This window comes from Chromobacterium phragmitis, assembly GCF_003325475.1.
GTDB classification, from domain to species: Bacteria; Pseudomonadota; Gammaproteobacteria; order Burkholderiales; family Chromobacteriaceae; genus Chromobacterium; species Chromobacterium phragmitis.
In genome coordinates, this window is sequence record NZ_CP029495.1 from 1,603,437 (window position 1) to 1,620,717 (window position 17,281).

A 17,281-nucleotide genomic window follows, 5' to 3' on the forward strand; every position below is an offset into this window, starting at 1 on the left:
GTTTCACGTGGAACACGACAACCTGCTGGCCCTGGGCCGCATAGAAGGCAAGCTTGACATGATCGTCGCCCACCTCGCCAAACAGGACAAGAAGCTGGAAGAACTCGACGGCCGCCTGCGCGACGTCGAAGTCCAGGCCGCCAAGAGCGGCGCGCTGTCCGGCGCGCTGTCCGCCCTGCTGGTCACCCTGGCCGGCGAACTGCTCAAGCGACTGGTGCATTAACCCATCCTCCCTCCGCATTCCCCTACTGTCCCCGACACCTAAACCAAGGAGCCTCCCATGTCCCAGACCACCATCTGCATCAAACCGCAATTGCAATTCAACTTAGTCGGCCATGATGACGCCGCGCTCGCCGCTGACGGCAAAGGCGCGCAGTTTCAAATGAGCTCCGGCTGTTGCGGCCAGGCGGGAGGCGCCGCCGCGCAAAGCGTGCCTAGCGGCGCCATCATGCACTTCGCCATGGAAAAAGCGCCAGAAGGCTGGCTGAAGGCGGATGGCAAGGCCTATGCCAAGAAGGATTACAGCGCCTTGTTCAGCGCGATCGGCGACGTGTTCCGCGACGCGAAGAACACCGATGACGCCATGTTCAATGTGCCCGATTTGCGTAATGAATTTGTCCGCAGCTGGGACGACGCTGAACAAAAAGAACCAAAGCGGAAATTCGGCGATAAACAAGCGGCGACTTACATCCGAACAGCCGCATCCGATACTCGCGGCGCCGACTCCGATTCAGATTGGACCGTAGGGACAGCCTACGCCAATGCCGACGCATTGGACAAACGCCCCGCAGGCGCAGTGCACCCCAATGGCGGCGGCTTCGGCGACGTCCACAAAGACAATGGCTTGATCGCCCGCGGCAAAATGGTGGAAAACCCCGCCTGTTACGACTTCATCGCGGTTCGTCCCCGCAATATCGCCCTACTCGCCTGCATCAAGATCTGACCCCGCACTGACACCCCTCAGCTAAGCCTCCGCGCCGCCCGGCGTCACAATCCTCCCATCCTCACCATCGTTCCAAGGAGTGCCCATGTCCATGCTGATTTCCGTGCAAACCGCCATCGCCGACCGCCTGCGCCAGGGCATGGGCCGGATGGCGCGCGAAGTGGCGGCCGACCTAGACGAAACCGGCCTCTGCGGCCTGCAGCTGGCGCACGGCGATTACGCCAGCCGGCTCACGCCCGGCCAGTCCAGCCCGGCCATCAACCCGCAGGCGCTGGCTAGGCTCCCGGCGCTGTGGACCGCCGCCGGCGGCGTCACCTCCAGCCAGCCCCAAACCAGCCAACGCCTGCGCTACAAGGCCAACGCGCTGTTCACCGTCATCGTCGGCGACCGGCTGCAGGCTGACGCCAACTACGCCGGCGCCGGCGTCTGGCCGATGGTCTACGCAGTGCGCCGCCTGCTGGCGTCCCAGGACTTCGGCCTGGCGATAAACCCTCTGCTGCCAGAGAAAGTGCGGCCGCTGGGCCAAGCCCAGCGCGACAGCCAACCGTGGAGCCTGGTCGCCTGCGACTTCAGCACCTATTGGCTGGACGAAGCGCTGGACAACGGCCACTGGCCTGCGCCGCAGAAAGACGGCGACGCCGACCAGTTGTTCGCCCGCTTCGGCGGCAGGCTGGAGGACCCGGCCAAATCCTGGCAGAGCACCCGCCTGGACTACAGCCTGGCCGACAGCATCAAGGCCCAGGACGTGGTCGCCACCCCCGCGCCGCAACCGAAGTAAACCGCTTTCCCCTCGCCGCGCCAACCGGCGCGGCACCTCCCCAACCGCCTCACCAGGAGCCTTTCCTTATGGCTAGCGCCAACATCAGCTTCGACCAGATTCCGGCCTCCATTCGCAAGCCGGGCAAATATTTCGAGTTCAACACCAAACTGGCGGTGCGCACGCTGCCGGGCAATCCGCAGCGCGTGCTGGTGATCGGCCAACGCCTGGCCGACACCGCCGCGCAGCCGGCGCTGGCCGCGCTGGACGTGTTCAGCGACGAGCAGGCCGCCCAGGCCTTCGGCCGCGGCTCCAACGCCCACCTGATGGCGCGCGCCGCCATCAACGCCAACCCCTATCTGCAGTTGACCGTGATCGGCGTCGACGATGCCGCCGCCGGCGCCGCCGCTTCCGGCACCTTCACCTTCAGCGGTCCGGCCGCCGCCGCCGGCGTGCTGAGCCTGTTCATCGGAGCCGTCCGCGTCGACGTGGCCGTGGCCGCCGGCGACGATGCCGGCAAGATCGCCGCCAACGCGCAAGCCGCCATCGCCAAGCTGAGCGACCTGCCGGTGACCGCGTCCGCGGCCAAGGAAGTGCTGACCCTCGCCGCCCGCCACAAGGGCAGCATCGGCAACGGCATCGCGCTGAAGGCGCAGGAACAGATCGCCGGCCTCGGCGTCGGCATCGTCCCGATGAAAGGCGGCGCCGGCGATCCGGACCTCGCTCCGGCCCTGGCCGCTGTGGTGAGCGGCGGCCACCAGATCATCGCCAGCCCGTTCACCGGCGACGCCGCGCTGACCGCGCTGCGCAACCACCTGGACTTCGTGTCCGGCCCGCTGGAACAACGCGGCGCCATCGGCGTGATCGCCACCACCGGCGCGCTGGCCGACGCCTCCGCCTTGTCCGCCAAGCTGGACAGCGGCCGCATCACCGCCGCCTGGTACCGCGGCTCGGCCAAGCTGTCGGCCGACATCGCCGCCGCCTACGCCGCCGTGATCGCCAGCGAGGAAGATCCGGCTCGTCCGCTGAACACCCTGGAGCTGAAGGGCCTGGACGTGGTGGACCTGGCATCCCGCACCAGCCGCACCGAGCAGGAAAACGCGCTGTACAACGGCGTGACCCCGCTGGAAGTGGCCGCCGGCGACCGTGTGCAGATCGTGCGCGCCATCAGCACCTACACCAAGGACGCGCAAGGCGTGGACGACGTGTCGCTGCTGGACATCACCACCATCCGCACCCTGGATTACGTGCGCAAGGCTTGCCGCGAGCGCATCGCGCTGCGCTTCCCGCGCGAGAAGCTGTCCGACCGCACGCCGTCCAAGGTCCGCTCCGAGCTGCTGGACGTGCTGTACAAGCTGGAAGAACTGGAAATCATCGAACAGGTGGAAGCCAACAAGGCCGGCCTGATCGTCGAGCGCGACCTGCAGGACGTCAACCGCCTGGACGCCAAGATCCCGGTGGACGTGGTCAACGGCCTGCATGTGTTCGCCGGCCGCATCGACCTGCTGCTGTAAGCGCGCGCGGCGAGGCGGCTGATCCCGCAGCCCTCGGCCGCCCCGCCTCTCCCTCTTCCTTCACCCCCCCCAGCCGGCCGGGCCGCCGCCCGGCCGGCACATCCCGAATCGAAAAGGAAAGTCTCATGGCTTTGAAAGAATACGCAGGCTCCATCGTCCTGGAAGTGAACGGACAGGAAATCGACGTCATCGACCTCAACGTCAGCAGCCGCACCGGCCGCAAGGTAGTGAAGACCATGAACGCCACCGGCCGCGCCAAGGGCTTCGCCCGCGGCATCTCCGAATACGACCTGGCGGTCACCGTCTCCATCCCGCTGACCGGCGATCTGGACTGGGAAGCGATCGAAGGCGCCAAGCTGACCGAATTCCCGCTGGCTCCGGGCGGCAAGCGCACCAGCTACCTGGACTGCTTCACGCTGGAAGTCGGCGAGAAATACGGCGTGGAAAGCGAAGCCCGCCGCGATATCAAGCTGATGTCGCTGCGGAAGATTGTGGAATAAGTCCCTAATTATCTGGAGGAAAAACCAGATTAAAAAAGGAAGCCAAGTCATTTATGGCTCGGCTTCCTTACCTCAACATTGCATCCTCTAAATTATTGGATAGTTGAGCGATTAAAAATAACTCATATCCATAACAACAGGACGCGCTGCCATATTACTGGGTGAGCTCTTAGCTAGGAAAATAAATGTCAAAATATAAAATCATGCAATTTGCTGGCAAGTCAAAAGGCAATACACCAGTAACCCGCTTTGAAGACATGGCCAAGCACCATCCTGATTCTGGACATGAAAAAAACCGCCATTATGAAGAGATCCATGGCAAAGACGAAGAAGTTTCCATTTCCTCAAACAGGAAAAATATCAAGAAAGATTTCATTCTTTCTGATGAAAAAAACAGTAGAAATGTTTACGTTCCATCCCCTGTATCTGGATATGCGACATATGGGAAAAATTATGGGACCATCTTGATATATGATAAAGAAAAGGGCAAAGACAGAGTCTTACTTGCCAAGCTACATCACGTCAAACCAGGAACTACAACTTTCAAAAATGGCAGCAAAGTTGAATATGGGCAAGGGTTAGGCGTTCAATATGGGACTGGGGAGAATGGAAAAAAAGAATATGATGTCCACTCTCACGTAGAAACAGATGAGGAAACATACAAAAAATATATCTCCGATATTGTATCTGGAAAAATAAACTTAAGCGCCCCGTCTCAAGAAAAGAAACCTGCTAAAAAAGAAAATCAAGCTAAAAAACAGGAAAATCCTAATACACCACCTACACCTACACCTACACCTACACCTACACCTACACCTACACCTACACCTACACCTACACCTACACCTACGCCTAATACACAACCAACTAATAAAATGGGTGGTTCATTAGGTAATTTGATTGCAAAAGGAGAAGGAAATTACGGATCTTATAACCGCGGCAAGGCAGGCGACTCTCTTGGCAAGACTATAGATTTCTCAGCAATGAGTGTATCTGAAGTACAAAAACGGCAAAGCCTACCTGTTGGTGACAAGAATAGATTATTTGCCATTGGAAAATATCAAATAATACCAACAACAATGGCTGATGCTGTTAAGAAATTGAAATTAACAGGGAATGAAAAGTTAACGCCTGAGCTACAGGAAAAAATATTCTCCGAATACCTAATAGCAAAAAAAAGACCTCAAGTTAAAAATTTTATCACCGGAAAAGAGACCTCCCCAACTAAAGCTCAGACAGCGCTGGCAGCAGAATGGGCAAGTGTTGCAGACCCTAAAACTGGGCTCAGTCGATATGGAAAAGTAGGCCATAACAAGGCTTCCATTTCTGCAAACAGTACTAAAGAAGCTTTGGCCAAAATGAAAGAGGAATATGCCGCCAATATTAAAAATGGCATGTCTCCAGAGCAAGCTTGGCAGAAAGTAAATGGACTAGGTCTGATAGGCCAACCCCAAAAAAATAGCAACGATAACCATCAGGATAAAGCAGAGCCCATTCCATCTGAGGATAAAGGGAAAAAAACCAAACAACACACCGATACAGAAGCTGTGAAAAAGAAAGCAGCGGAGCAGGAGAAAGCCAAGCAGCGCGCCGATGCCGAAGCTGCGAAACAGAAAGCCGCAGAGCAGGCGAAAGCCAAGCAGCGCGCCGACGCCGAAGCTGCGAAGCAGAAAGCCGCAGAGCAGGCGAAAGCCCAGCAGCGCGCCGACGCCGAAGCTGTGAAACAGAAAGCAGCGGAGCAAGCGAAAGCCAAGCAGCGCGCAGATGCCGAAGCTGTGAAACAGAAAGCGGCAGAACAGACAAAAGCCAAGCAGCGCGCCGACGCCGAGGCTGGAAAACAGAAAGCGGCCGAACAGGCGAAAGCCAAGCAACACGTCGACGTAGAAGCTGTGAAGCAGAAAAAAGCTGAACAAGCTCAGACCAAGATCGAAGCTGCGGGAAAGAAAGAACCCGTTCAGCCCAAACAACCAGCCGCGGCGAAGCCGGCTCAAAAGCAGCCGGCTCAAGCCAAGCCCGCCCAACCAGCCAGCCCCGGCAATCTGGATGCCCAGCTAGCCCAGCTTGCCAGCCTGATCGGTCAGTTGAACACTGCGCTGGCCCCGCTGGCCAAGCCCATCCAAATCACCGTCGACGTGCAAAACGGCAACATCGTCGCCGCCGTCAACGCCGCCAACAGCCAACAACAAAGGAGGAGCTGATGTTCAGCCTCAATGTGTTCGCCGGCCTGTCCGCCGGCCCCCTGGTGGACGCCAGCTTCCGCGGCGTGCGCTTCGATTGCCTGAAAAGCGTGGACAGCGCGCAGCGCGACCAGGCGATGCACGAATACCCGTACAAGGACGGGGCCGACGTGGAGGACCTGGGCCGCAAGGCGCGCAAGGTGTCGCTGTCGGCGATGTTCTGGGGCAAGGACTACCAGCGCCGGCTGCGCCAGTTCGTCGCCGCGCTGGACGCCGCCGGCCCCGGCGAGCTGGTCCACCCGGTGTTCGGCAGCATGCCGCAAGCCCAGGTGGTGGATTACCAGATCAGCCACGACGCCGACGCCACCGACTCCTGCACCGTGGAGGTCAACTGGGTAGAGGCCACGCCGGGCAATCCCTTCTTCGCCGCCAAGAAGACGCTGCCGCAGGTGGATGCCATCTCGTCGCAGGTGGACAAGCTGCGCCAGATGGCTGGCGAGGCCTTTGCCAAGGCCCAGGGCCTGGTGGCCACCGCCAAGGGCGCGCTGGCCCGCGTCGCCGCGCTGCGCCAGCAACTGACCGCCACCGTCCGCCAATTGGCCGCGATGGCCAACCAGGCGGTGGCCCAGGTAACCGATCTGCTCGCCTATCCGCAGGCCTTCGTCGCCCAGGCCAAACAGCTGGTGGACGAGGCGGCCAACTGGCGCTTCGATCTGAAAGCGGAGATCGGCCCGCTGCCGGCGCTGAAAACCGCCGCCGAGATGTCGTCCGCCACGCTGGCCGACTGGAAGGCGTTGCGCCGCCGCCTGGAAGGCCTGCCGGACGCGGTGCGCCAAGGCATCTCGCCGATATCCGCCAGCGCCTCGCTGTCGGTGTGGAGCGACGACCAGCGACGCATCGACGCGCTGCTGCAGCTCAACGTGTCCACCAAGCTCGCCTCCGCCGCCGCCGGCATCTTCGCCAGCGAATCGCAGAAACCGACGCTGACGCCGCCGGCGTTGGAGCAGATCGCCGGCGACGTGCGCGCCTCGCTGCAAACCACCATCGACCAGTGGCGCGCCGCGCTGCCGGCCGAGGATGCCTACAAGGTGGTGGATGGCCTGCGCGAGCTGGGCCTGCAGGTGCAGCAAGGCGCCGCCGCGCTGATCGCCGCCAAGCCGCCGCTGCTGAAGCGCAAGGTGGAATCCGCCTGCAATCTGCGCCAGCTGGCCCACCTGTGGTATGGCGACAGCGAGCGCGCCGCCGAGCTGCTGCGGCTGAATCCGCAGCTGTCCCAACCCAACCATCTGACTCCGGGGACCCTGGTCTATGGCTACGCCCGCTAAGCAAACCGTCAGCCTGCAGATAGGCGGCCGCCAGCACGGCGACTGGACCCACTACTCGGTCGACTCCGACCTGGTCGTCGCCGCCGACGCCTGGCTGGTGTCGCTGGGCCTGCCCGGCGGCGTCTTCCCGCCCGACGTGGAACCGGGCGCGATGGTCAAGGTGCTGGTCGGCGGCGAAACGGTGCTGATGGGCCGCATCGACGACATCAACCACAGCGTCGCCTCCGGCAGCCATCAGCTGGCGCTGTCCGGCCGCGACCTGGCCGGCATGCTGCTCGACTGCAGCGCGCCGCTGTTCACCGGCAAGGGCATGACGCTGCAGGACGTGCTGGACAACGTGGTGAAGCCGCTGGGCATCGCCAGCATCCGCGTCGACGCCAAGGCCAAGGGGCAGATCGAGAAGATCAATGTCGATCCCGGCAACAGCGCCTGGGACGTGCTCACCCGCGCCGCCCAGGCCAACGGCCTGACCGCCTGGTTCGACCCGGACGGCACCCTGGTGGTGGGCGGCCCGGACTACAGCCGGCCGGCCAGCGCGCGGCTGATCCTGCGCCGCGACGGCAAGGGCAACAATGTGCTGAGCCTGGCCGAAACCCGCTCTCACGCGCAGCGCTATTCCGAGCTGACGCTATTGGGCCAGGGCCACGGCCAGTCGCTGACGCCCGGCCGCCACGCGATGCAACACCACGTCTTCGATTCCGGCGTCTGCTACCACAAGCCGCGCATCCAGGTGGAGCCGGATGCCGCCAGCCCGGCCGAGCTGGCCGCCCGCGCCGACAAGATGCTGGCCGACGCCCGCCTGGCCGGCTACACGCTGACCGCCACCGTGGCCGGCCACCGCGACAGCCAGGGCACGCTGTGGACGCCCGGCCAGCGCATCGAGGTGGAAAGCGAGCCGCATGGCATCAACGGCACCTATTTCCTGATGTCCCGCACCTTCGAAGGCGGCCGCGGCCAGGGCAGCGTCACCCGGCTGACGCTGAAGGAAGACAAGTGCTGGATTCCGGTAATGCGCGCCGGCAAGCAATAAGGAGAAAAACATGTGGCATGAAGTAGACCAACGCATCCGCCGCGCCTTCAGCAATGTGCGCCAGGGCTTCCGCGCGGTGCTCACCCATGTGGATAGCGACGGCGGCGTGCAGGCCGCGCAGGCCGACGCGCTGGCCGGCGAGCGGCTGCAGGACGCCGAGCTGTTCCAGCATTACGGCTACACCTCCAATCCGCCGCCGGGCAGCATGGCCATGGTGTTGCCGCTGGGCGGCCGCACCAGCCACAGCGTGGTGATAGCCACCGAGCACGGCAGCTACCGGCTGCAATCGCTGCAACCCGGCGAAGTGGCGCTGTACAGCGACGAAGGCAGCAAGATCGTGCTCAAACGCGGCAGGATCATCGCCGTGGAGTGCGACACCTTCCAGCTCGACTGCAAGACCTGGCAGGTCAACGCCAGCGAACAAGCCAGCTTCACCACGCCCACGCTGAACGCCAGCGCGCAGTTCGTCGCCCAGGGCCAGATCAGCGGCAACGGCGGCCTGGCCATCCAGGGCGGCGGCGGCGCCAAGGTCACCGGCAGCGTCAGCGCCAGCGGCGACGTGAAGGCCGGCGGCATCAGCCTGCAAGGCCACATCCACAACGGCGACTCCGGCGGCGTCACCAGCCCGCCCAAGTAAGCCGCGCCACTGACCCCCGTCCCCTGATCCTCCAACCGCCAAACCCGGAAAATCACGCCATGGACCCACTATTGGACCCCATCACCGGCGACTACGCCGGCGGCTCCACCGACACCCTCGCCAACGCTGTCTACCTGCGCCTGATGACCCCGCTGGGCGGCTGGTGGGCCGACCCCACGCTGGGCTCGCGCCTGCATGAGCTGTCCCGCAGCAAGGACAGCAGCCGCATCGACCTGTTGGCCTGCCAATACGCCGAGCAGGCGCTGCAGCCGCTGCTGCAGGACGGCCGCGCCAGCCGCGTCCAGGTGTCGTCGCAACGGCAAGGCCCCGGCCGGCTGCTCCTGAACATCGAAGTCGCCGAAACCGGCGGCCACATCCGCCATTTCCAACACCAAGTGAGGATAGCCTGATGCCTCTGTCCACTCCCGATTTCGCCAGCATCCGCGACACGCTGCTGCGCGACCTGCAAAACCTGCGCGCCGACGCCGACATCGCGCCGGACAGCGATTACTTCGTCCGCGCCAGTTCGGTCGCCAGCGCGGTGGAGGGCCTGTACCAGCACCAGAGCTGGATCGCCCGCCAGATCTTCCCCGACACCGCCGACAGCGAATACCTGGAACAGCACGCCCGCTTGCGCGGCATCGTGCGCAAGCCGCCTACCGCGGCCAGCGGCACGCTGCGCATCTACGGCACCGCCGGCGCCGTCGTCACCGGCAGCCTGCAACTGCGGGTGGGCGAGCAACTGTACGCCACCCCGGCCGCCAATCCGGACGGCAGCCCGTATTCGGTCAGATTGGACGACAACAAGCTGGCGGAGCTGCCCGTCTTCGCCAGCCAGGCCGGCAGTGCCGCCAATCAGCCAGACAATCTGCCGGTGGAACTGATGCAGGCGCCGTCCGGCGTCGGCGCCAAGGCGCTGCTGCTCAGCATGCGCAACGGTGTGGACGCGGAGGACGACGCGGCCTTGCTGGACCGGCTGCTGGAGCTGATCCGCCGCCCGCCGGCCGGCGGCAACAGGCACGACTACCGCCGCTGGGCGATGGAAGTGAAGGGCGTCTCCGCCGCCTACGTCTATCCGCTGCGCCGCGGCCTGGGCACCGTGGACGTGGTGATCACCGCCAACGGCGACCTGCCGTCGCAGGAAATCCTCGCCAATGTGCAGGCGCATATCGAAGACCTGCGCCCAGTCACCGCCAAGAGTTGCCTGGTGCTGGCGCCGACGCCGCGCCCGGTGGACATCGACGTCGCGCTCAATCTGGGCGGCGCGAACCTGGACGCGTTCACGCCGTTGCTGCAGCAAACGCTGCAGGCCTACTTCGCCGGCCTCGCCCCGGGCGAGCGGCTGGTCAAGAGCCGGATCGAGGCGCTGATCTCCGACCTGCCCGGCGTGCAGGACCGCCAGCTCAACTCGCCGGGCAGCAACGTCGATCCCGTCTCCGATCCGACCAAAGTGGAATGGCTGCGGCTGGGCAAACTGACAGTGGGGCCGCTGAAATGACGCCGCAACCGCCCTATCAAGACCTGCTGACCCGGCTGCTGCCGCCGGTCAGCTACCGCCCGGACGGTCCTCGCTTGCAAGCCGAACTGGCCAGCGAAGGCGCGGCGCTGGACCGCGTGCAGAACTCCGCCCGCCAGCTGGTCGGCGCCGTCACCCCGCAGCAAGCCGAAGCGATGCTGCCTGACTGGGAACGAATATGCGGCCTGACGCCGCAGTCCGACGCCACCTACCAGCAGCGTCGGCAAGCGGTGCTGGCCAAGCTGGCCGAAACCGGCGGCCTGTCCATCCCCTACTTCACCCGGCTGGCTGCCGGCCTGGGCTACAAACTCCAGATTGACGAGTTGCAGCCTTTCCGCGCCGGCGTCAACCGCGCCGGCCAGCCGCTGTGGAGCGAGGACATCCCCTGGGTGTGGCGCGTCACCGCCTTCGGCAGCAAGGTCCGCCCCTACCAGTTCCGCGCCGGCCAGTCGCTGGCGGGCGAACGATTGTGCGCCTTCGGCGACCCCAGGCTGGAAGAGCTGTTCAACGACCTCAAGCCGGCCCATACCTTCGTCTACTTCGCCTACCAGCCGTAACCGCCTTCAACCCCGCGCCACCCGCACACGTCCTCCCGTATTCCCCCCCGTCGACGCCGATTCCCATCGGCGCCTCCGTCCCATCCTTTTCCAGGAGCGCTTCATGCAAGACCAGATCAAGCCCGTTCCCACGCCGGACCAGAAGTTCCACGACGGCAATCCCGCCACCGGCGAGCTGGGCACCATCGTCTCCGCCGACTGGCTGAACACGGTGCAGTCCGCCCTCCAGACCACCCAGCAGGAACTGCTGTCCGTGATCGGCAGCAACAACGGCCAGCAAGCCGATCCGGCGCGCCAGGATCAGCTGCTGCAGGCGATCAAGCAGCTGGCCTGGGGCGGCAATGCCAAGCCGACTACCCTGGCGGGCTACGGCATCGCCGATGGCCTGACCCTGCGGCCGCAGTTGGGCGACAAGGTCGACTTGAACAACATCGCCGACGATGGCCTGTATCACAACCCACGCAATGCCTACGCCGCCAACGGCGCAAACTACCCAGTACCGTACGCCGGCCTGCTGTTCGTCTTTGCCGATGGCGCGATGGTCTATCAACAGTACCAGTGCTACAACAACGCCGGTTGCTGGTACCGCTGCCGCTATTTAGGCAACTGGAGCCAATGGCAGAAGCTGGCGGACGCCGCCACCACGCTGGCCGGCTACGGCATCACCGACGGCGCGACCAAGGCCGAGCTGAAGGCCGCGGTGGACGGGCTGGTCAGCGGCGCGCCGGGCGCCCTGAACACGCTGCAGGAACTGGCGGCGGCGCTGGGCAACGACAACAACTTCGCCACCACCATCACCAACAAACTGGCCGGCAAGGCCGACAAGTCCAGCTCGCTGGCCGGCTACGGCATCAACACGCTGGCACTGTCCACCGCCCAGACCGCGCAAATCATCAAAACCACGCCCAACGTCTACGACGGCAATATCTATACCAACGGCACCTTGGAACTGCGATCCACCGGCACCGACTTTCCCTCAATCGGCTTGCACCGGCCCGGCAATACTGCCGTTGCCTTGGTACATAAAGGTCATGGGAATGACTTATTGGTACTAAAAGAAAACTCCGGCGAGGAATACCGCGTCTGGCACTCTGGTAATGACAACTCCATCATCAAGCGTCGCCGCACCCAGCTTCATGCCGATGACAAGACCTCCCTCGATACGTCGATTACCGCTGGAGAAATGGGCTTCAACTACGGTACATCAAGCAACGTTACGGGACCCTACATCGCGTTCGGCGGATTGGGGGATGTCAATGGCAATCTAAACTACTCTTGTCAACTGACTGCGGACTATAGCAGCGGTTACGTGATGCGCTTTCGCACTCGCAACGATGACGCCAACCGCTGGAATCCTTGGCACACTCTAGTTCATGAAGATAGCTCCGTATTACTAGCAAAAGCCGACAAAGCCTCCACACTAGCCGGCTATGGCATCACTGACGCGGCCAGCAGAAATGAATTGAATGCCGCGGTTGACGGCGTAATCTCCCCAAGAAATACCCTGTTAACCACAGCGCGAACCACCGCCATCGTCAAAACCACACCCAACCAATATGACCAAAATATTTACGCCAGCGGCACCATGATGCTGCAGTCAACGGGAGATGATTTTCCATCGCTCGGCCTGCACCGTCCAGGAAAATCAGCCGTAGCGCTGGTTCACAAGAATTACGGCTCCGAAACCTTAGTACTCAAGGAAGCCTCTGGCGCAGAATATCGTGTTTGGCACTCCGGAAACTTCAATCCCGGCTCCTCCTTGGTACAAGATATCCGATTGGGTGCCCTGGAAGGCGTCAGGATCTGGAATGGACCTGGTTACTCCGACACTGCTGGGTATGTCATAACAGGCGTGGTCAATGACAACACCGACGCCTTCCCTGACGTAGCACAGCGCCGCCCATTGCAAAAACAGATTAACGGCACTTGGTATACCATTTCCTCTATCTAAGGCGATTCCCATGAGACAGCTACTTAACCTGAAACAATATATCCCTGACAATGCGATGCCGAATACGCTGTATCTTCGTGATGGCAATGGGGAAGACTGGTATGTATCCCAAAAGAAATTTTTCCCCAACTCGCTGAAAATAGTTTATGAGGCCGATGGTTCCATTCGCTCTTTAGCGCAGGATATTTCAACGCTCTGGCCTTGTGGGGCATCCCTGGTTGAGCTGGATGTCAACGATGTGCCTGCAGACTTACAGGAGCGCCAATTTGATTATCGTTATATCGATGGCAAGATTGTAGAAAGATCGCTGCAAGAAATATCCACCCGAGAGGCTGCCGCAATAGACAACATTGCTGCCCAGCTGTACAACGACTTGTCGCGATTCGACCAAGAGTACCAAATACGCGAAGTTGAGGCTAAAGAGCTGAAACAGTCCGGCTATAAGGCTACACCCGGAAACTATATGGCAGCATATATCCAGACAAGTGGCAAAAGCATACCGGATGCGTGCGAAACAGTACTGTCGAATGCCCAGACACTGCGCATACAAAAGGAACAACTAGCAACGGAACGAATGAAGAAGCTGGAACTATTCAAACAAACTACACTTCAGGATGTAAAAAAACTCTCACTGGAAATCATATCCAATCTCAAAAAGATCGCTAGTGGATCTTAAACCGTAGAGTCTAGAAACAGCCACTCCGAATTGGAGTGGCTGTTTCCCTTTAGCACTGACATCCGTCCACTGAGCCCCCACCTTCGCTTCCCGCACAATCAACGTCATTCCGAATCAGCGACATCAGTCATCGGCCCCAGCGGCCGATTTCTCTTTACCTGCGGGAGGCGCCCCACATGCAAAACCAGCTCAAACCCATCAACAGCTCGGACGGCCAGTTTCAGGATGGCAACCCTTATACCGGCGCGCTCGGCACCGTGGTCACTTCCGAGTGGCTGAACGGCGTGCAATCGGCGGTTCAATCCACGCAGCGCGAATTGCTGAAGCTGTTGCAAGACAGCAAACAGGAAATCGACTCCAGCCGCGATGACCAATTGCTGCAAGCGGTACGCAGCATCGCCTGGGGCGGCAGCAGCAAGCCAACCACGCTGGCCGGCTACGGCATCGCCGACGGCGCCAGCAAGACCGATCTGCAAAAAGCAATCAATGATCTGGTGGCCGGCGCGCCGGGCGCGCTGAACACGCTGCAGGAACTGGCGGCGGCATTGGGCAACGACGCCAACTACGCAGCCTCGATTACCAAGCAATTGTCGAATAAGGCCGACAAGGCCACCACGCTGGCTGGCTACGGGATTGCTGACGGCGCAACCTCGACTCAGGTCAACGCCGCCGCGCCGGCCGGCATGGTGGCCTACTTCGCGATGAAAGACGCGCCTGCCGGCTGGCTGATCGCCGACGGGCGGCCCGTTGCGCGCAAGGATTACCCGGCGCTGTTCGCCGCGATCGGCGGCCTCTATGGAAATGGCGATGGCTCGACGACATTTGGATTGCCCAACCTGTGCGGAGAATTCATCCGCGGCTGGGATATTGGTCGCGGCGTAGATGCCGGTCGAGCCATAGGTAGCGCCCAAACCAGCAGTTTCCAATCTCATAATCACATCGTGGTCACCCAGGAAGTTTTTAATCCCACTACGGCATTCACCATCAATGATAACTCCGGTGATGGAATCACATCCGCAGACAACTCTGGTCCAGGAGTCAGCAATCTTCGACTGGATCGCTATTTCACACAGAGTTCTGGGGGAAATGAAACCCGCCCCCGCAACGTCGCCCTGCTCGCCTGCATCAAATGCTGACGTGACCATCTGCGACGTTCCACGTGAAACCGCGCCTCCCGGCGCGGTTTTTCATGGCTCAGCGCAACACCACCAGCGCGGTGCCGGCGCAGCTGACCGCCGCGCCCAACCAGGCCAGAAGCGGCGGCGGATGGCGCAATACCACCCACAGCATCGGCAGGATCAATACCGGGCTCAGCGCCGACAAAATGCCTACCGTCGCGACGTTCGCATGCTGCAAGGCCAGCATGATCAGCGTCATGCCCAGGCCCAGCGCCACCAGCCCATTGAGCGCGGTCTGGCCCAGCATCCGCGGCGTGTACGGGCCGCGGCTTTTCGCCAGGCGCCAGCCGCTGAGCCACAGCAGATAGTGCGCGCCGCAGCTGACGCCCATGCGCAGCGCCGACGCGGTCACCGGCTCCAGGCCGGCCGCCATCGCCGGCTTGGCGAAGAAGGTGCCCAACGCCTGACACAGCGCGGCGGCAAGGCCCAGCGCGACGCCGGCGGCCAGCTTGTCGTTGCGCTCCCACACGTGGGCGTCCACCTCGCGCCGGCCGAAGGCCACCGCCAGCAGCACGCCGCCGAACACCAGCAGGCTGCCCAGCAGCGCGCCCGCGCTCAGGCGTTCGGACAGGAACAGCACGCCCAGCAGCACCGAGAACACCGAGTGGGTGGCGAACAACAATCCGGTGCGGCGCGGCCCCAGCCGGTTCATCGACGCGAACATCACCGTGTCGCCCAGGAAAATCCCGGCCAGACCCGACAACAACGCCGGCCACAATGCGGCCGCGCTGATGGAATGCCAGCCGCCGGTCAGCAGGCTGACGCCGCCCAGCGCCACGGTCAGCAGCGTCAGCCGCAACCGGGTGAAAGCGAAGGGGCCGAAATGGCGGGAAGGCGCGGCGCCGAGCAGTCCGCCCAACGCCCAGCAGCCGGCGGCGCCGACCGCGGCAAGGTCATACAGCATCATGCATCCAGTAAGTGAATTTCGATACGCTCTTTGTTCTTGCCGACATTGCGGCGTTTGAGCGCGATGCGCCCCACTTCGCCGCTGCGCTTGAGATGGGTGCCGCCGCAGGGCACGCGGGCGAAGCCGGGCAGCTCCCAGTAGCGGCGCTGCGCCGCCTCGTCGGAAAAGGCGCTGGCGATGGGCAGGTCGGCATCTATCCAGCGCTGCGCTTCGGCGGCGATGCCGGACAGCCAGGGCGTGATCGGCATGTCCAGCGCGAAGTCTATCCGCGCCTTGTCCTCGGCGATGTGGGCGCCTATCTTCTCCACGCCGTCCACCAGGCGGCAAACCACCTCCAGCACCAACTCCGCGGCGAAATGCAGCCGCATCAGCCGATAGCGGCGCGGCCAGTCTATCTCCACCGTCACGGCGTCCCCGGCTCTCAAGCCATGGCCGGCCTCCAGCGAGTACGCGATATCCGCGCCCTGCTTCTCCGCCCGCCGCACCGGGCGGCCGGCGATGCGGCCGCCGTCGCTCTCCTGGCCGCCCGAAAAGGCGTAGAAGATGGTGTCCTCCAGCCATACCCGCTCGCCGTCCACCCGGCTGACGCGGGTAAGCAGCGAAACCTGGTAAGGATCATTCCAGAACTGCTTGCGCGTCATCGCCCGCCGCCTTCCTCTGATATACGTCCTGATCCAGCCTCTCCATGATCCGCTCCGGCCGGTCCAGCGCGGTGAAGCCGTATTGCGCGTACAGGCCGTGGGCGTCGGCGGTGGCCAGCATCATCCGGCGCAGGCCGGCCAGGTCGGGATGGGACAGGATGGCCGCCACCAGCCGCTTGCCCACGCCCTGGCCCTGCCAGGCATCCAGCACGAACACGTCGGCCAGATAGGCGAAAGTGGCGCGGTCGGTGATCGCGCGGCCGAAGCCGATCAGTTGGCCGTCGTCGGCATAGGCGCCGAAACACAGCGAATGCGCCAGCGAGCGCTCGAACACCTCGCGCGGCAGCCCGCGCGCCCAGTAGGACTGCCCGGACAGATATTGGTAAATCCGCTCGCGGTCCAGCCGCTCAGGGGCGCTGTCTATCGCAATGGCCATGTCCGCTCCTTATCGCGCAGAAAGTCTCAGCCTAAACAAAGCGCCGCCGCCAAACAAGCGTTTGGCATATAAACGGCAAGCAAATGATCAATTCGGTTGAATTTATGGCATTTTACTGCGATTTCCCGCGATCAACCCGGTTGCCAGCGCGTGCAAAAACTCGCAGGATAAGAGTTTGTCCACGCCCGGGCCCGCCATGAATCCGCCGTTGCTGAGAAACCTGCTGTTCGCCCTGTTGATCGCCGTCTTCCTATTGTGGTGCGCCGGCAGCTGGGCCGGCATGCCGCTGCTGGTGGAGATCGCCATCTGGCTGGGCGACGCGCTGGTAATGGCTGGCGCCTACCTGGTGCCCACCGCCACCGCCGCGCTGGTGAAGAGCCCGCGGCTGCGGCAGGTGGCGCTGATCAACGTGCTGGGCGGCTGGCTGATCGTGCCGTGGATCGCGGCGATGGCGCTGGCGCTCAAGCGCGACGACCTGGCCTGATTTCAAGGCGACCCGCCGGCCTACAGCGCGGGCGCACGCAAACCAAGAGGAG

19 protein-coding genes are annotated in these 17,281 nt (G+C 62.6%); 16 read left to right on the forward strand and 3 right to left on the reverse strand.

Going from position 1 to position 17,281, the window contains the following annotated elements:
• The first annotated feature begins 7 nt into the window (after nt 1-7).
• The 15 genes from DK842_RS07595 to DK842_RS07665 all read left to right on the forward strand — a co-directional run bounded on the left by DK842_RS07595 (nt 8) and on the right by DK842_RS07665 (nt 14,719).
• Nucleotides 8-223, forward strand: coding sequence for a hypothetical protein (locus DK842_RS07595; RefSeq protein WP_114060910.1), 216 nt, complete (start codon nt 8-10; stop codon nt 221-223).
• 57 nt (nt 224-280) lie between these two features.
• A complete protein-coding gene (locus tag DK842_RS07600; RefSeq protein ID WP_114060911.1) occupies nt 281-943 on the forward strand; it encodes a phage tail protein in 663 nt (220 codons plus the stop codon).
• Between the two features lie 85 nt (nt 944-1,028).
• Nucleotides 1,029-1,721, forward strand: coding sequence for a DUF1834 family protein (locus tag DK842_RS07605; RefSeq protein WP_114060912.1), 693 nt, complete (start codon nt 1,029-1,031; stop codon nt 1,719-1,721).
• A gap of 68 nt (nt 1,722-1,789) precedes the next feature.
• Nucleotides 1,790-3,214, forward strand: a complete 1,425-nt coding sequence (locus DK842_RS07610; RefSeq protein WP_114060913.1) for a phage tail sheath subtilisin-like domain-containing protein — start codon at nt 1,790-1,792, stop codon at nt 3,212-3,214.
• 125 nt (nt 3,215-3,339) lie between these two features.
• Nucleotides 3,340-3,714 (forward strand): phage tail protein, encoded by a 375-nt coding sequence (locus tag DK842_RS07615; protein WP_114060914.1) that lies wholly within the window; start codon nt 3,340-3,342, stop codon nt 3,712-3,714.
• Between the two features lie 185 nt (nt 3,715-3,899).
• Entirely contained in the window at nt 3,900-5,912 is a 2,013-nt protein-coding gene (locus DK842_RS22920) for a hypothetical protein (RefSeq protein ID WP_145963990.1), read from the forward strand.
• Nucleotides 5,912-7,216 carry a DNA circularization protein gene (locus DK842_RS07625; protein ID WP_114060916.1) on the forward strand — a complete coding sequence of 435 codons (1,305 nt, stop codon included), beginning with the start codon at nt 5,912-5,914 and terminating at the stop codon, nt 7,214-7,216. The genes DK842_RS22920 and DK842_RS07625 overlap by 1 nt, the downstream gene beginning before the upstream one ends.
• Nucleotides 7,200-8,246, forward strand: coding sequence for a phage baseplate assembly protein (locus DK842_RS07630; RefSeq protein ID WP_232538630.1), 1,047 nt, complete (start codon nt 7,200-7,202; stop codon nt 8,244-8,246). Before DK842_RS07625 ends, DK842_RS07630 begins: the two co-directional genes overlap by 17 nt.
• A 10-nt stretch (nt 8,247-8,256) precedes the next feature.
• Nucleotides 8,257-8,883: a phage baseplate assembly protein V gene (locus tag DK842_RS07635; protein WP_114060917.1), complete on the forward strand. Its 627-nt coding sequence runs from the start codon at nt 8,257-8,259 to the stop codon at nt 8,881-8,883.
• Between the two features lie 59 nt (nt 8,884-8,942).
• Nucleotides 8,943-9,293, forward strand: coding sequence for a phage GP46 family protein (locus DK842_RS07640; protein WP_031295414.1), 351 nt, complete (start codon nt 8,943-8,945; stop codon nt 9,291-9,293).
• Entirely contained in the window at nt 9,293-10,381 is a 1,089-nt protein-coding gene (locus tag DK842_RS07645) for a baseplate J/gp47 family protein (RefSeq protein ID WP_114060918.1), read from the forward strand. The genes DK842_RS07640 and DK842_RS07645 overlap by 1 nt, the downstream gene beginning before the upstream one ends.
• Nucleotides 10,378-10,956, forward strand: coding sequence for a YmfQ family protein (locus DK842_RS07650; RefSeq protein WP_114060919.1), 579 nt, complete (start codon nt 10,378-10,380; stop codon nt 10,954-10,956). Before DK842_RS07645 ends, DK842_RS07650 begins: the two co-directional genes overlap by 4 nt.
• A gap of 103 nt (nt 10,957-11,059) precedes the next feature.
• Complete coding sequence (locus DK842_RS23370; RefSeq protein ID WP_168194839.1) at nt 11,060-12,907, forward strand: pyocin knob domain-containing protein; 1,848 nt, start codon at nt 11,060-11,062, stop codon at nt 12,905-12,907.
• A gap of 10 nt (nt 12,908-12,917) precedes the next feature.
• On the forward strand, nt 12,918-13,583 hold the full coding sequence (locus tag DK842_RS07660; protein WP_114060920.1) for a hypothetical protein: 666 nt from the start codon (nt 12,918-12,920) through the stop codon (nt 13,581-13,583).
• A 176-nt stretch (nt 13,584-13,759) separates the two neighbouring features.
• Entirely contained in the window at nt 13,760-14,719 is a 960-nt protein-coding gene (locus DK842_RS07665) for a phage tail protein (RefSeq protein WP_114060921.1), read from the forward strand.
• A gap of 58 nt (nt 14,720-14,777) precedes the next feature.
• Here DK842_RS07665 and DK842_RS07670 read toward each other — a convergent pair whose 3' ends face one another.
• The 3 genes from DK842_RS07670 to DK842_RS07680 are packed head-to-tail and all read right to left on the reverse strand — an operon-like array spanning nt 14,778 to nt 16,745.
• Nucleotides 14,778-15,665, reverse strand: a complete 888-nt coding sequence (locus tag DK842_RS07670; protein ID WP_232538631.1) for a DMT family transporter — start codon at nt 15,663-15,665, stop codon at nt 14,778-14,780.
• Nucleotides 15,665-16,309: an alanyl-tRNA editing protein gene (locus DK842_RS07675; RefSeq protein WP_114060923.1), complete on the reverse strand. Its 645-nt coding sequence runs from the start codon at nt 16,307-16,309 to the stop codon at nt 15,665-15,667. Before DK842_RS07675 ends, DK842_RS07670 begins: the two co-directional genes overlap by 1 nt.
• The gene (locus DK842_RS07680) at nt 16,284-16,745 is read right to left on the reverse strand and encodes a GNAT family N-acetyltransferase (protein ID WP_114060924.1); all 462 of its coding nucleotides are present in this window, start codon (nt 16,743-16,745) and stop codon (nt 16,284-16,286) included. The genes DK842_RS07675 and DK842_RS07680 overlap by 26 nt, the downstream gene beginning before the upstream one ends.
• Before the next feature lie 196 nt (nt 16,746-16,941).
• On the opposite strand from DK842_RS07680, the gene DK842_RS07685 reads away from it, so the two are divergent.
• A complete protein-coding gene (locus tag DK842_RS07685) occupies nt 16,942-17,229 on the forward strand; it encodes a superinfection immunity protein (protein WP_114060925.1) in 288 nt (95 codons plus the stop codon).
• Nucleotides 17,230-17,281 lie beyond the last annotated feature (52 nt).